The sequence below is a fragment of the Cobetia sp. 4B genome (assembly GCF_018831605.1).
Classification (GTDB): domain Bacteria; phylum Pseudomonadota; class Gammaproteobacteria; order Pseudomonadales; family Halomonadaceae; genus Cobetia; species Cobetia amphilecti.
In genome coordinates, this window is sequence record NZ_CP059843.1 from 446,800 (window position 1) to 460,298 (window position 13,499).

11 protein-coding genes are annotated in these 13,499 nt (G+C 64.2%); 6 read left to right on the forward strand and 5 right to left on the reverse strand.

What is annotated here, in order from left to right; all coding sequences use genetic code 11:
- Positions 1-441 precede the first annotated feature (441 nt).
- The 3 genes from dbpA to H2O77_RS02025 all read left to right on the forward strand — a co-directional run bounded on the left by dbpA (position 442) and on the right by H2O77_RS02025 (position 3,043).
- Positions 442-1,842: an ATP-dependent RNA helicase DbpA gene (dbpA, locus tag H2O77_RS02015; protein WP_043333726.1), complete on the forward strand. Its 1,401-nt coding sequence runs from the start codon at positions 442-444 to the stop codon at positions 1,840-1,842.
- Between the two features lie 251 nt (positions 1,843-2,093).
- Positions 2,094-2,666 carry an N-acetyltransferase gene (locus tag H2O77_RS02020; RefSeq protein WP_215823795.1) on the forward strand — a complete coding sequence of 191 codons (573 nt, stop codon included), beginning with the start codon at positions 2,094-2,096 and terminating at the stop codon, positions 2,664-2,666.
- A gap of 209 nt (positions 2,667-2,875) precedes the next feature.
- The gene (locus H2O77_RS02025) at positions 2,876-3,043 is read left to right on the forward strand and encodes a hypothetical protein (RefSeq protein ID WP_166019763.1); all 168 of its coding nucleotides are present in this window, start codon (positions 2,876-2,878) and stop codon (positions 3,041-3,043) included.
- Between the two features lie 121 nt (positions 3,044-3,164).
- Here H2O77_RS02025 and H2O77_RS02030 read toward each other — a convergent pair whose 3' ends face one another.
- Positions 3,165-4,523, reverse strand: a complete 1,359-nt coding sequence (locus H2O77_RS02030; protein ID WP_043333727.1) for a NarK family nitrate/nitrite MFS transporter — start codon at positions 4,521-4,523, stop codon at positions 3,165-3,167.
- A 562-nt stretch (positions 4,524-5,085) separates the two neighbouring features.
- Between H2O77_RS02030 and H2O77_RS02035 the strand changes: the two genes are divergently transcribed.
- The 3 genes from H2O77_RS02035 (at position 5,086) to H2O77_RS02045 (ending at position 7,711) form a co-directional block, all read left to right on the forward strand.
- A complete protein-coding gene (locus H2O77_RS02035; RefSeq protein WP_054555320.1) occupies positions 5,086-5,661 on the forward strand; it encodes an ANTAR domain-containing protein in 576 nt (191 codons plus the stop codon).
- A 50-nt stretch (positions 5,662-5,711) separates the two neighbouring features.
- On the forward strand, positions 5,712-6,920 hold the full coding sequence (locus tag H2O77_RS02040) for a CmpA/NrtA family ABC transporter substrate-binding protein (RefSeq protein ID WP_215823796.1): 1,209 nt from the start codon (positions 5,712-5,714) through the stop codon (positions 6,918-6,920).
- A gap of 170 nt (positions 6,921-7,090) precedes the next feature.
- Positions 7,091-7,711 (forward strand): TetR/AcrR family transcriptional regulator, encoded by a 621-nt coding sequence (locus H2O77_RS02045; RefSeq protein ID WP_043333730.1) that lies wholly within the window; start codon positions 7,091-7,093, stop codon positions 7,709-7,711.
- A gap of 161 nt (positions 7,712-7,872) precedes the next feature.
- Here H2O77_RS02045 and preA read toward each other — a convergent pair whose 3' ends face one another.
- The 4 genes from preA to H2O77_RS02065 all read right to left on the reverse strand — a co-directional run bounded on the left by preA (position 7,873) and on the right by H2O77_RS02065 (position 13,226).
- On the reverse strand, positions 7,873-9,225 hold the full coding sequence (gene preA, locus H2O77_RS02050) for an NAD-dependent dihydropyrimidine dehydrogenase subunit PreA (protein ID WP_215823797.1): 1,353 nt from the start codon (positions 9,223-9,225) through the stop codon (positions 7,873-7,875).
- Positions 9,225-10,625, reverse strand: coding sequence for an NAD(P)-dependent oxidoreductase (locus H2O77_RS02055; RefSeq protein WP_215823798.1), 1,401 nt, complete (start codon positions 10,623-10,625; stop codon positions 9,225-9,227). The genes preA and H2O77_RS02055 overlap by 1 nt, the downstream gene beginning before the upstream one ends.
- A 171-nt stretch (positions 10,626-10,796) precedes the next feature.
- The gene (gene hydA / locus H2O77_RS02060; RefSeq protein ID WP_215823799.1) at positions 10,797-12,239 is read right to left on the reverse strand and encodes a dihydropyrimidinase; all 1,443 of its coding nucleotides are present in this window, start codon (positions 12,237-12,239) and stop codon (positions 10,797-10,799) included.
- A gap of 84 nt (positions 12,240-12,323) precedes the next feature.
- Positions 12,324-13,226 (reverse strand): nitrilase-related carbon-nitrogen hydrolase, encoded by a 903-nt coding sequence (locus H2O77_RS02065; protein ID WP_215823800.1) that lies wholly within the window; start codon positions 13,224-13,226, stop codon positions 12,324-12,326.
- Between the last annotated feature and the right edge of the window lie 273 nt (positions 13,227-13,499).

Here is a 13,499-nt window from a genome sequence, read left to right on the forward strand (position 1 = left end):
AGATAACAAGAACGTCTTGATGATTATCCCGTCACGAATGTCGGCGCCATTTTCGTGAAGTGCGCTGCAGGAAATGCACGGCGTGAAATATGCAGCGACTCAACCACCGCCTGATATGGGATTTCGTGACATGCCAACTGACCGTTGGCCATTTTGTTTAATTAACGATAATTAATAAATGATATTTGGCGGGAATCGAATCCTGTCGTGACGAAAATCATGCTTTGAGTTGAGTCACATTCGAGCTGGCTCATACGGTGTGCTGAGAGGTGAGTCTGGCGGGCAAGAGAGGGCGTTGCTCAAAAAGGCTATCTCGCCTGGGGAGCCGGTATCAGGTGCTGGCATCCGTGGCAGGCGTTAGTGGCCACGCTCTGCTATGCTCTGCGCCCGCGCGTAAGCCCGTTCGGCTCGTGCCTGTTCATCGATTGAAGGAATGTCCCCGTGACTGACGCCACCGCCACCCCTGCCTTTGCCTCTCTGGCGCTGGCGCCCGAGCTGCTCGACAACCTCGCCACGCTCGAATATCACACCATGACGCCGATTCAGGCGCAGAGCCTGCCGCCGATGCTGCAAGGCCGCGATGTCATCGCCCAGGGCCAGACTGGCTCCGGCAAGACCGCTGCCTTCGGCCTGGGGCTGCTGTCGCGTCTCAAGGTCTCGCGCTTCCGTGTGCAGTCACTGGTGCTGTGCCCGACGCGTGAGCTGGCCGATCAGGTCGCCGGCGAGATCCGTCGTCTGGCGCGCGGCCTGCACAACGTCAAGGTGCTGACTCTGTGCGGCGGCGCGCCCTTCGGCCCGCAGCTGGGCTCGCTGGAACACGGCGCGCACATCATCGTCGGCACGCCGGGGCGCGTGGATGAGCACCTGCGCAAGGGCAGCCTGAGCCTGGTCGAGCTCAACACCCTGGTGCTGGATGAAGCCGACCGCATGCTCGACATGGGCTTCGCCGAGGTGCTGGATGCCATCGTCGCCGAGACCCCGGAGGAGCGTCAGACGCTGCTGTTCAGCGCGACCTTCGCCGATGGCGTGCGCCCGATCGCCGAGCGCATGCTGCGTGACCCGGTCAGCATCGAGGTGGCTTCCACCCACGATGACAGCAGCATCCGTCAGCTGTTCCACCGTGTCGCCGATGACGAGGCGCGCTTCGAGGCGCTGCGTATCCTGCTGCTCAAGTACCGCCCGGAATCCAGCGTGGTGTTCTGCAACACCAAGCGTCAGGCGCAGGAAGTCAGCGACGCGCTCAATGAGCACGGCTTCAGCGCCATGGCGCTGCACGGTGATCTCGAACAGCGCGAGCGTGACCAGACACTGGTGATGTTCGCCAACAAGAGCACCTCGATTCTGGTGGCCACTGATGTCGCGGCACGCGGGCTGGATATCGAAGCGCTGGACGCGGTGTTCAACTACGAGATCGCGCGTGATCTCGACGCCCACGTGCACCGTGTCGGGCGTACCGGCCGCGCCGGCAGCTCCGGCATCGCCTGCACGCTGTACACCGAGAAGGAAGACTATCGCCTGACCAAATTGGGCGAATTCCTCGAGCAGACGCTGGAAGCCGAGCCGCTGCCCTCGAAAAGCATGCTGACGCGCGAGCCGTTCCATGCGCGCATGGCGACGCTGCAGATCGACGGCGGCAAGAAGGACAAGCTGCGTCCCGGCGATATCCTCGGCGCGCTGACCGGTGACGGCGGCCTGGAAGGCAGCAAGATCGGCAAGATCAAGGTACTGGCGCGGACCACCTTCCTCGCTGTGGAGCGTGATGTCGCCAAGTCGGCACTCACCCAGCTGATGAACGGCAAGCTCAAGGGGCGCTCCTTCCGCGCGCGCCGTCTCAAGAGCTGAGGCGGGCAGCGTCGGCGCGATGCTCGAGTAGTTTCGGTGACGTGTCTGACCGGTAGCGGCGAGAAGCCTGAGAGGGGCTGAACCAGGCTTTTCATCTGCCATGCGACCTTGATATCACCCCAAGCGATGCCCGCCACCACGGCGGGCATCGTGCTTTTTGAGCAGCAGATTGACGCTCGCAGCCGCTGCGGGCGGTGGCTAAGCTTGAGGTAACGTCCCTGGCCATCAGGGCGCTGATTCGGTACCTCGTGATGACTGCCAACGCCGTCGATAATCTTCGCATTCGTGAAGAACGTCTCATTGATCATGAGCGCATCTACCGCATTCATGAATCCGTCTTTGCCGGCCATCGTGAAGCGCGCCTGGGTGACAGATTGCGTCGAGGCAATCTGACGCAGATTTCGCTGGTGGCCGAGCGTGTCACCGACCCGGAGACCGGTCGCCACCTCAGTGAAGGCGAGGGCGGCCTGCTGGGGCATGTGATGGTGTCGCGGGTGGAGCTTTCCGGCTATCCGGACCGCGTGCTGATGGCGTTGGCGCCGCTGGCGGTGCTGCCCCAGCATCAGCGTCACGGCATCGGCAAGCGGCTGGTGATCTCGGCGGTCAAGCGCTGCCGGCTGCTGGGGGCGGGGGCCGTGGTGGCGGCCGGCCATGCGGATTTCTATACCCACCTGGGCTTTCATCCGGCGTGTCATTACGGGCTCTACTGCCATCATGACGACGTGCCGGGTTCCTTCGTGGCCTTCGAGCTGCTGCCGGACTATCTGGAGGGGCTGGGCGGTGAAGTGCAGTTTCCCGATACCTTCTCTGAGCTGGGTATCTGAGCAGCCTTGCGCGGTTGATCTGAGCAGCCCTGAGTGGGTGTCCTGAACAGCCCTGAGCGGTTGGTTTTGATCAGCAACAGGCAACTCGGCGTTGCGTGACCCTTGAAACGGCAAGGCTCCAGCTCCATGTCATGGGTAACACCACGTGGCAGCCTGAGTGTGATGGCAGCTGTCGCGTCATTCCGACCGATGATTCAAGGAGAGACATCATGAAGCTCAAGACTCTGGGTAGTTCGCTGATGATTGCCATGCTCGGTCTCGGTGGCCTGTCGCTCGCCGGTTGCGAGGACGAAGGCCCGATGGAGAAGGCTGGCGAGAAGATGGACAACGCCGTCGAGGAAGCCGGTGATAGCGTCGAGAACGCCACCGATAGCTGAGGCTCGGCTGCCAGCGCCGCGATGAGTCGCCGCTGACCTGAGCTGTCATCAGACACAAGAAGGCCCCGCCTCCCATGAGGCGGGGCCTTCTTGTGTCTGGCTCGGGGAGAAGGAAGTCCGCTTATGCCGAGGCGGGCTGTTGCTCGCTCTGCTGCTTGCGGTCCGCGACGGCGGCGTCGTAGGCGCGGCTTTCCTCGGCTTCGGTGGCGGCGCTGAAGCGCACCAGCAGCGCGAACAGCGAGATCACGATCACGCCCATGCCCAGGTACATCAGGCCTTCCTGGTAGGTCAGCTCCTCACTGCGGAACAGGAAGCCCGCGGCGACCGCGCCTGCGTTGCCGCCCGCACCGACGATACCGGCGACCGCGCCGAGTGCCTTGCGATTGACGAAGGGCACGATACCGAAGGTCGCGCCTTCTGCCATCTGCACGAAGAGGCTGAAGACCAGCATGATGCCGATGGCCACCGCGAGGGTTTCCATCTGGGCGAAGCCGACCAGCGCCACGCCTTCACACAGCAGCGCGATGAACAGCCAGCGCACGCGGCCCTTGAGGCCGGACTGGCGGGCGAACAGGTCGGAGAACACGCCGCCCAGGGTGCGGGCGAACAGGTTCATCAGGCCGAACAGGCCCGCGATGAGACCGGCGGTGGCGAGGTCGAGATCGAAGTGATCGAAGAAGTAGATGGCGGCGACGTTGTTGATGGTCAGCTCGACCCCGAAGCAGGCGCCATAGACGAGGAACAGGGCCCAGACACGGATGTCGCGTGCCGCCGCGCCGAAGGTGGCGCGCATGCTGTATTCCTTCTCGGCCTTGGGCAGCTCACCACGCTCACGCAGCTCGCTGAAGTTGCCGTCCGGCGCATCCTGGGTGAAGAAGTAGTAGGCGATACCGGTCAGGAACAGCACGATGCCCGGCACGACCATCGCCAGACGCCAGCCCAGGGTCTGCTCGACGCCCAGCATCAGCAGGCCGGCCATCACCAGCGGCATCAGCATCTGGGTGGTGCCGCCGCCCAGGTTGCCCCAGCCCGCGGTGGTGGCGTTGGCAGTGCCGACCACGTTGGGGCCGAACATCACGGAGGTGTGGTACTGGGTGATGACGAAGGAAGCGCCGATGGCACCGATGGCCAGACGGGCCAGGAAGAAGGATTCGAAGCTGTCGGCGAAGCCGATGCACATCACCGGCAGCGAGCCGAGGCACAGCAGCCAGGTGTAGGCCTTGCGTGGCCCGATGCGATCACACAGCACGCCGATGGCGAGGCGCACGATCACCGTGATGGCGACGGAGGCGATGATGGTGTTGCCGATCTGGGTCTTGGTCAGGCCGAGGTCGTCACGCACCACGGCCATCAGCGGCGCGATGCCGAACCAGCCGAAGAAGCAGACGTGGAAGGCGAACCACGACATGTGGAAGGCGCGCATTTGCGGGGTGTTGAAGCTGAACAGCCGGATGCGGCTGGCCTTGTTGCGGATATCCATGAGTGGGCTCCTGATTCAGCGTCGGTGCCGGGCACGAAGTCAGGTGTGCTCGGCGAGTGGTCGAACGGCTGTGAATGAACGACAGCAAGGGCGCCTCGTCATTGAGGGGCCTGGTTCGACGCACTCGTACTCCGAAGAGCCTGGTCCACGTCATGGATAGCGATGGCAGCAGTCGGTGATGCCATGGTTGCCGGCAGCAGAGCGTCTGTGCGGCAAGTGACAGGAACAAAGCAAGTAGCGCGCCAGTTGCGGGGGTGTGGGCGGGACAAGTCCCAGAAGATCAATGGCTTGGCGAGGGCAGTAGGTTGGCACGCGCAGGCGGTGTCCCGGGCTGGGTGCGCGCTTGATGCGCGCTGGCGGTGCGTCAGCAAGGCGCGAGGTACCAGTCTGGCGCACGCAGATGGCGCTGGGAGGGTCGGCAAGGCGCATGCCTCATTGCAGTGCAGCGACGCTTTCGGCTCGGCCGCTCTGAAGGCCTTTGGCCGCAGGGTTGCACCAGATTGCGGCACGAATCCTGCTTGGGTGTACGGCAAGTCTCATGCCCGACCCAAGGAAACCTGACATGCCCGTGACCGTGCTGATCGTCGATGTCCGCAGTGAGCGCTCCGCCGCGCTGGAGCAGGCGCTATTGAGCGCCGGCTTCGAGGTGGCGCTGCGCGTTGACGAGCACGAGGACCTGCACGCGCTGGTCGAGCAGCATCAGCCCGATGCGGTGATCATCGACGCCGACCTGCCCAGCCGCGACACCCTGGAGCATCTCGGCCAGCTGGGGCGACGCTATCCCAAGCCGATGATCATGCTGGCCAGTGAAGATGCCCCGGACCTCGTGCGTGAGGCGGCCGGCGCCGGTGTCTCGGCCTATGTGGTGGACCACGTCATGCCAGCGATGGTGCGCAGCATGGTCGAGGTCGCCATCACCAGCTTCGAGGCGCACCGTGCGCTCAAGGGGGAGCTCAACCGTACCCAGACCACATTGGTGCAGCGGCGCAGCGTCGATCGTGCCAAGGCCGTGGTGATGGAGACGCGCGGGCTCAGTGAAGATGCCGCCTATCAATACCTGCGCAAGACCGCCATGAACCGGCGCCTGGCCCTGCATGAGCTGGCCGATGAGCTGCTCAAGGCCGCGCGTCGGCGCTGAGCCGGTCGCCGTACTGTCCTTCTCTCTCGATCGTTCAAGAGGTGTGCGTGATGCCCACAGATGTACCCCTGAATGGCCATCAGCTGACGCTGGGCCTGATGCCACTCAATGATGCCGCGCCCTTCGTGGTCGCTGAGCAGTTGGGGCTTTTCCGCGAGGAGGGGCTGGCGGTGACACTCAAGTGGCAACCCTCGTGGGCGGCGTTGCGTGATGACCTGCAGACCGGCGTGCTGCAGGGCGCGCAGATGCTGGCGCTGATGCCGCTGACCTCGACCCTGGGCCTGGATGGCCGCGCCACGCCGGTGATCAGTGCCATGACACTGAATCTGGGCGGCAACTCCATCACGCTGTCGCGCGCGCTGATGGCCACCCTCGGCGAGGACGGCCACGACCTCTCCAGTCCGTTGCAGGTCGCGAAGGCGCTGGCGGCACATGTGCACGAGCGCAAGCAGCGTGGCGAGCCACTGCTCAAGCTGGCCAGCGTGCATCCGTTCTCCTCGCATCGTTATCTGTTGCGCTACTGGCTGGCGGCGGGCGGCATCAATCCGGACCGCGACGTCGAGATGCGCGCCGTGGCGCCGCCGCTGATGGCGGCGCAGCTGGCCAGCGGTGCGCTGGATGGCTTCTGTGTCGGTGAGCCCTGGAACAGCCTGGCGGCGGCGCAGGGCATGGGGCAGGTGGTGGCGGGCAGTCACGATATCTGGCGCTTCGGGCAGGAAAAGGTGCTGGGCGTGCGCGAGGACTGGGCGGAGCAGCATCCGCTGGCGCATCAGGCGCTGATTCGCGCGCTGCTCAATGCCTGCGCCTGGCTGGACCGCCCCGGCAATCGGGCCAAGGCCGCCGAGTGGCTGCACGACGAGGGCATGCCGGAGGTGCCGATGAGCGTGGTGACGCGCGGCCTGGAAGACGTCGATGTCGAGCAGTCGGTGGACGACTTCCAGCAGCACAATCCTGGCTGGACCATCTTCCATCGCTATGCGGCCAACTTCCCGTGGCGTTCCCAGACACGCTGGTACATCGCCCAGATGCAGCGCTGGGGGCATCTGCAGGGCTTCAATGACGAGGATCTCGAGGCGGCGCTGACACGCTGTGTGCGACCGGATCTTTACCGCACGGCGGCGCGCAAGCTGGGCATGGTGGTGCCGGTGGCGGATGAGCGCAGTGAAGGCACGCATCCGGCGCCCTGGTGGCTGAGTGGCGAGGCGGGCCAGGTGCCGATGCCGGCGGATGGCTTCATCGATGGTGCGGTCTTCGAATGATGTCGCAGGCGCGGTTCTTGCAGGTCCGCGCTGGCGCGGGATTGCACAGCACTTGCAGAGAAGTCGCCATCTCCTTTGCCGGATGACAGGGCAAACCTGACGGCTCAGACATGTTGGCAGTGCGGTTGTGATATTCTCATCGCACTGCCAGCACCGCGTCAGGGGATCGCATGACCACTCGCAAGTCTCAGATTCGCAAGGATAATGTCGGCCGCATCCTGCTCGCCGCCGAAAAGATCTTCGCTCTCAAGGGCTATGTCGGCGCCAGCATGGTCGATATTGCCGCCGAGGTAGAGCTGCCCAAGTCCAATCTGCATTACTACTTCAGCACCAAGGAAGCGCTGTATCGCGCGGTGCTCGATGGCCTGCTGGCGCTGTGGAAGGAAGATGCGCTGTGCTTCGAGGCCTACGACGACCCGCAGCTGGTGCTCTCCACCTACATTCGCGCCAAGATGATGCACTCGCGCCAGCGCCCCTATGGCTCCAAGGTGTGGGCCAGCGAGATCATGCAGGGTGCGCCGGTGCTGGGCGAAGAGCTGACGGTGTGGCTCGACGAGTGGGCCGAGATGAAGAAGTCACGTCTGCGCCAGTGGATCGGCGAGGGCCGCATCGACAACGTCGATGCCTCCGCCTACCTGTATATGATCTGGGCCAGCACCCAGCACTACGCCGACTTCGACCACCAGATCGCGGTGCTCAATCAGGGCAAGGCGCTGAGTGATCGGGAATTCGAGCAGGCGGTGCAGAACGTGACGCGAGTGCTGCTTAAGGGGGTCGGTTTGTCCGCCTGAGTCAGCAGGTGACTTCATGGTTTCATTGTCCTTAAGCTAATCACGGTCATCATTGGCGGGTCATCAAGCCAATGAAAAATGGGCTGCCATCGCTGGCAGCCCCTTTTTTTGGTTCCCATCTATTGCTATCTGCGTCCCGCGATCAGAGGAGCACCAGGCGATCAGGCCGCGCGATGCGGATTGCGTGGGTCCTCCATCCAGTTCATGTACGGCTTGCCGGTGTCCTGCACTTCCATGGTGATGCAGTCCTCGACCGGGCAGGTGATCTCGCACAGGTTGCAGCCCACGCAGTCGGCGTCCTTCACCTCATAGCGGGCGGTGCCGTTGTCCTTGGACAGATGCATGATGGCCTGGTGCGAGGTGTCCTCGCAGGCGATATAGCAGCGTCCGCAGCCGATGCACTTGTCCTGGTCGATGCGGGCGATCACCTGATAGTTCATGTCTAGCTGCTTCCAGTCGGTGGTGTTGGGCACCGCCGCGCGGGAGAACTCGTCGATACGCTGATAGCCCTTGCTGTCCATCCAGCGCCCCAGGCCATCCTTCATCTCCTCGACGATACGGAAGCCGTGCAGCATCGCCGCCGTGCACACCTGCACGCTACCCGCGCCGAGGGCGATGAATTCGGCGGCATCTTCCCAGTTGGAGATGCCGCCGATGCCGGAGATCGGCAGGTTGGCGGTTTCCGGCGTGCGCGCTATCTCGGCCACCATGTTCAGCGCGATGGGCTTCACGGCGCTGCCGCAATAGCCGCCGTGGGTGCTGCGGTCACCGACGATGGGATGCGCGACCATGCGGTCGAGATCCAGATGGGTGATGGAGTTGATGGTGTTGATCAGCGAGACGGCATCGGCGCCGCCACGCCAGGCGGCCTTGGCCGGTTCACGCACGTCGGTGATGTTGGGGGTCAGTTTGACGATCACCGGCAGCGAGCTGTAGGTCTTGCACCAGCGCGTGACCTGCTCGACATACTCCGGCACCTGGCCCACCGCCGCGCCCATGCCGCGTTCCGGCATGCCGTGGGGGCAGCCGAAGTTGAGTTCGATGCCGTCACAGCCGGTGGCCTCGACCTGCGGCAGGATGGTCTTCCAGGCCTCTTCCTCACACGGCACCATCAGCGAGACGATCAGCGCGCGGTCCGGCCAGTCCTTCTTGACCTGGGTGATCTCGCGCAGGTTGATCTCCAACGATCGGTCGGTGATCAGCTCGATGTTGTTGAAGCCGCTGACCTCGCCAGTCGGGCCATAGTGCGCCGAGTAGCGGGAGGAGACGTTCACCGCGGCCGGGTCTTCGCCGAGGGTCTTCCAGACCACGCCACCCCAGCCGGCCTCGAAGGCGCGTACCACGTTGTAGGCCTTGTCGGTGGGCGGGGCGCTGGCCAGCCAGAAGGGGTTGGGGGCACGGATGCCGGCGAAGTTGACCGACAGATCGGCCTTGTAGCTGGCGACGTGATCGCCGCTTGATCCAGCACCTGCCGGGCGGGCGTTATCGTCATTGAGCGGGGTATGAATGGTCATCAGGCGGCCTCCACCTTGAGCATCAGATCGTGATGGATGGCCTCGGCGGCCAGCTTGCCGTGGGCGACGGCTTGAACGGTGAGGTCCTGCCCGCGGGCGATGCAGTCACCGCCGGCATAGACGCCGGGCAGACTGGTGCGCAGCATCTCGTCCACCTCTATCTTGGCCCCCTCGCGGGCCAGCCCTGCGGCATGCGCATCGCTCAGGCTCGCGTCATCGAAGCCCTGGCCGATGGCGGTGAAGACCCCATCGCAGGCCAGCGTGAAGGTCTCGCCGGTATCGACGAGGCGGCCATCCTCGACCCGCGTGCGCGCGAACTGCATCGCGCTGAGCGCGGCGGCGTCACCTTCTTCGCTTCTACCACTATCGTTTGCCACATCGATCGCCAGCGGGCGCGCCCAGGTGTGGATCATCACGCCATTGGCGCGCGCGATTTCCTGCTCGTGATGGGTGGCGGACATCTGCTCCTCGCCACGCCGATAGACCAGGTCCACCGTCTGCGCGCCGAGGCGCCTGGCCTGCACGGCGATATCGATGGCGGTGTTGCCGGCACCGATCACCACGGCGTGTCTGGGCACCGCGAGGGCGTTCAGTTCGCCACTCTGACGCAGCACCTTGATGAAGTCGGTGGCCGCCATCAGGCCGCTGGCATCCTCGCCGGTCAGGCCGAGGGCATGGCTGGTGCCAAGGCCGAGGCCGAGGAAGACGCTGTCGAATTCGCGTGTCAGGGAGGCCAGCGCCAGGTTGTCGCCGAGGCGCTGGCCGTGGCGGATCTCGATGCCGCCGATCTCGAGCAGGAATTCGACTTCGCGGGCGGCGAAGTCATCGGTCAGCTTGTAGCGGGCGATGCCGTATTCGTTGAGGCCGCCGGCCTTTTCCTCGGCCTCGAAGATCACCACGTCGTGGCCGAAACGTGCCAGACGATGGGCGCAGGAAAGCCCGGCTGGCCCGGCGCCGACCACCGCGATACGCCGACCGGTGCTGGCGCCACGCGTGAACGGATGGGCTTCGAACTGGGCGTTGTCCAGCGCATGACGTTGCAGCAGGCCGATCAGCACCGGCTGACACTCATCGCCCTGATTGCGCACGCAGGACTGCTCGCAGAGGATCTCGGTGGGGCAGACGCGGGCGCAGCTGCCACCGAGGATATTGGCATCGAGAATCTCGCTGGCGGCGCCTTCGAGATTGTCATCGTGGATACGGCGAATGAAGGTCGGGATGTCGATGCTGGTCGGGCAGGCCTTGATGCAGGGTGCATCGTAGCAGTACAGACAGCGCGAGCTCTCGATGAAGGCCTGGCGCTTGCTGAGCGCCGGATGCAGGTCTGTGAAACGCGCACTCAGCGCCTCTTCCGCGAGCCCGCTCGGGGCCCAGTGGGAAGGAGTGGAGGATGTGGTCACGGTGTGGCTCCTGCCCGCGCTCAGGCGCGGGGTCGTTGTTGTTGGTCTTACAGGCGAGTCGGGTTGCGTTTCTTGACTTGTAGCGCCTCTGGACTGGCAGCGCGTCAGGTGCGCCGCCAGGCCGTCGTTCAGTCGTGTAGTGCTTGTCTCAGGTGGGTCGTTCGCCGACCGTCAGCTGCGATCCACGGCGCTGACGACGTTGCTCTCGGCGCGGGCCTTGAGCTGGTCGAACACGCTGGGGTAGGCCGGACGCTCGACATACTGGCCGTGGCCGCGCTTGGCATGCAGTTCGCCATCGCGCCATGCCCAGTCGCCGCGGCTGATGGTGTGGCGCGGAATGCCCTTGACGGTGCGGCCTTCGAAGATATTGAAGTCGATGTTCTGGTGGTGGGTCTTGGCCGAGATGGTGCGTTCGGCGTTGGGGTCCCAGACCACGATGTCGGCGTCGCTGCCGACGCGGATCGCGCCTTTGCGCGGATAGAGATTGAAGATCTTGGCCGCATTGGTGGAGGTCAGGCCGACGAAGTCCTCGGCGGAGAAGCGCCCGGTGTTGACGCCTTCGTGCCACAGCATCGCCATGCGGTCCTCGACCCCGGCGGTGCCGTTGGGAATCTTCGAGAAGTCGTCCTTGCCCATCTCCTTCTGCTCGGCGCAGAAGCAGCAGTGGTCGGTGGCGGTGGTCTGCAGATCACCGGACTGGATGCCGCCCCACAGTGCCTGGCGGTGTTCCAGCGAGCGGAACGGCGGGCTCATCACGTGGCCGGCCGCGAATTCCCAGCTCTTGTTCTGATAGACCTCTTCATCGATCAGCAGATGGCCTGCCAGCACCTCGCCGTAGACCGGCTGACCGTGCTCGCGGGCGTAGCGGATCTCCTCCAGCGCATCGGCGGTAGAGACGTGGACCAGATACACCGGCGTGCCCAGGGTGCCGGCGATGCGGATGGCGCGGCTGGCGGCCTCGCCCTCGACCTGCGGTGGGCGCGACAGCGGATGCGCCTCCGGGCCGGTGATGCCATCGGCCAGCAGCTTCTGCTGCAGGTGGTAGACCAGCTCGCCGTTCTCGGCATGCACGGTGGGAATCGCGCCCAGCTCCAGGCAGCGCGCGAAGCTCGAGACGAGGGTGTCGTCCGGCGCCATGATGGCGTTCTTGTAGGCCATGAAGTGCTTGAAGCTGTTGACGCCGTAATCGGTGACCAGCGTCGCCATGTCCTGGCTGACGCTCTCGTCCCACCAGGTGACGGCGACGTGGAAGCTGTAGTCGCAGCACGATTTCTCGGCCCATTCGCGCCAAGTGTGATAGGCCTCCATCAGCGGCTGCTGGGGGGAGGGGATCACGAAATCGATGATCATGGTGGTGCCACCGGCCAGCGCCGCGGCGGTGCCGGTCTGGAAGTCTTCGCTGGCCACGGTGCCCATGAAGGGCAGCTGCATGTGGGTGTGCGGGTCGATGCCGCCGGGCATCACCAGACAGCCGCTGGCGTCGATCACCTCGCAGTCGTCCGGTACGTCCAGGTCGGTGCCGATGGCGGTGATGGTCTCGCCGTCACACAGCACATCGGCGGTATAGCGCTCTTCGTGGGTCTGGATGCTGCCGCCCTTGATCAGGATTGCCATGAGTCTCTCCCGGCCGCATCGCGCGGCCTTGTCCGGCATTGAGTGTCAGTTCGTCTTGTTGTTGTCGTGCGGGTCGTCAGTCCGTCACTCGCCGTCGGTGAGGCGGGTATAGGCGTCCGGGCGACGGTCGCGGAAGAACTGCCAGTTGTTGCGCACCTCGCGCACCATCGACATGTCGAGGTCGTGGATCAGCAGCTCATCCTCGGTGGCGCTGGCCTGGGCTTCGATCCGGCCGCGTGGATTCACGAAGTAGGAGGAGCCGTAGAACTCGCCGATATCCCACGGCTGTTCATGGCCGACGCGGTTGATGGCGGCGATGTAGCAGCCATTGGCGGCGGCGGAGGCGGGCTGTTCCAGCTCCCACAGGTATTGGGAGAGGCCCGCGACGGTAGCGGAGGGATTGAAGATGATCTCGGCGCCGTTGAGCGCCAGTGCGCGCCAGCCTTCCGGGAAGTGGCGGTCGTAGCAGATGTAGACGCCGATGCGCCCGTAGGCGGTGTCGAAGACCGGCCAGTCGGACTTGCCCGGCTTGAAGAAGAATTTCTCCCAGAAGCCCGCCACCTGCGGGATGTGAGTCTTGTGATACTTGCCCAGATAGCTGCCGTCGGCATCGATGACGGCGGCGGTGTTGTAGTACACCCCCGGCTGCACTTCCTCGTAGATGGGCACGATGATCACCATCTGATGCTTCTTCGCGTACTGCTGCATCAGGGTGACGGTGGGGCCGTCGGGCACGCGCTCGGCGGCGGCATACCACTTGGCATCCTGGCTCGGGCAGAAATAGGGCTGATTGAAGACTTCCTGGAAGCACAGGATCTTGACGCCTGCCTCACCGGCCTGGTCGATCAGCGGCAGGTGGGCCTCGTTCATGGCATCACGGATCTGCGCGGGCTCGAGGTCGGTGGAGACGTTGAGTCCCATCTGGATGACGGCGCAGCGCAGCTTGCCGGCATCTTCGGTATAGGAGATGCGGGAATCGTTCGACATGTCTTCCTCATCGGGCGCTTGGCGCCGGTTGTTGTTGTCTTCAATGAGTGCTGGTGGGCTGAACGGGTGAGCAGGGATAGCGCGAGAATGGGCCCAGGAAAAACACACCGCCTGCCTGGCAAGTCTGCATGCCACTGGCAGGCGTCATGGGTCAGGAAAGGTCCGATTTAAATCCTGTCTCACCAGTCAGCTTAATGAACATTAGACAGTGTTCCCGCGTTCGGCAAGATGAAGTGTCAAATAAAGTCTTGTGGATTTATCTTGTTGTTATCA

Coding starts and splice junctions, on each gene's coding strand:
- H2O77_RS02035 (WP_054555320.1), top strand. CDS start 5,086: ATGCCCGTGACCGTGCTGATCGTCGATGTCCGCAGTGAGCGCTCCGCC.
- H2O77_RS02020 (WP_215823795.1), top strand. CDS start 2,094: ATGACTGCCAACGCCGTCGATAATCTTCGCATTCGTGAAGAACGTCTC.
- H2O77_RS02030 (WP_043333727.1), bottom strand. CDS start 4,523: ATGGATATCCGCAACAAGGCCAGCCGCATCCGGCTGTTCAGCTTCAAC.
- H2O77_RS02045 (WP_043333730.1), top strand. CDS start 7,091: ATGACCACTCGCAAGTCTCAGATTCGCAAGGATAATGTCGGCCGCATC.
- H2O77_RS02065 (WP_215823800.1), bottom strand. CDS start 13,226: ATGTCGAACGATTCCCGCATCTCCTATACCGAAGATGCCGGCAAGCTG.
- hydA (WP_215823799.1), bottom strand. CDS start 12,239: ATGGCAATCCTGATCAAGGGCGGCAGCATCCAGACCCACGAAGAGCGC.
- H2O77_RS02025 (WP_166019763.1), top strand. CDS start 2,876: ATGAAGCTCAAGACTCTGGGTAGTTCGCTGATGATTGCCATGCTCGGT.
- H2O77_RS02040 (WP_215823796.1), top strand. CDS start 5,712: ATGCCCACAGATGTACCCCTGAATGGCCATCAGCTGACGCTGGGCCTG.
- preA (WP_215823797.1), bottom strand. CDS start 9,225: ATGACCATTCATACCCCGCTCAATGACGATAACGCCCGCCCGGCAGGT.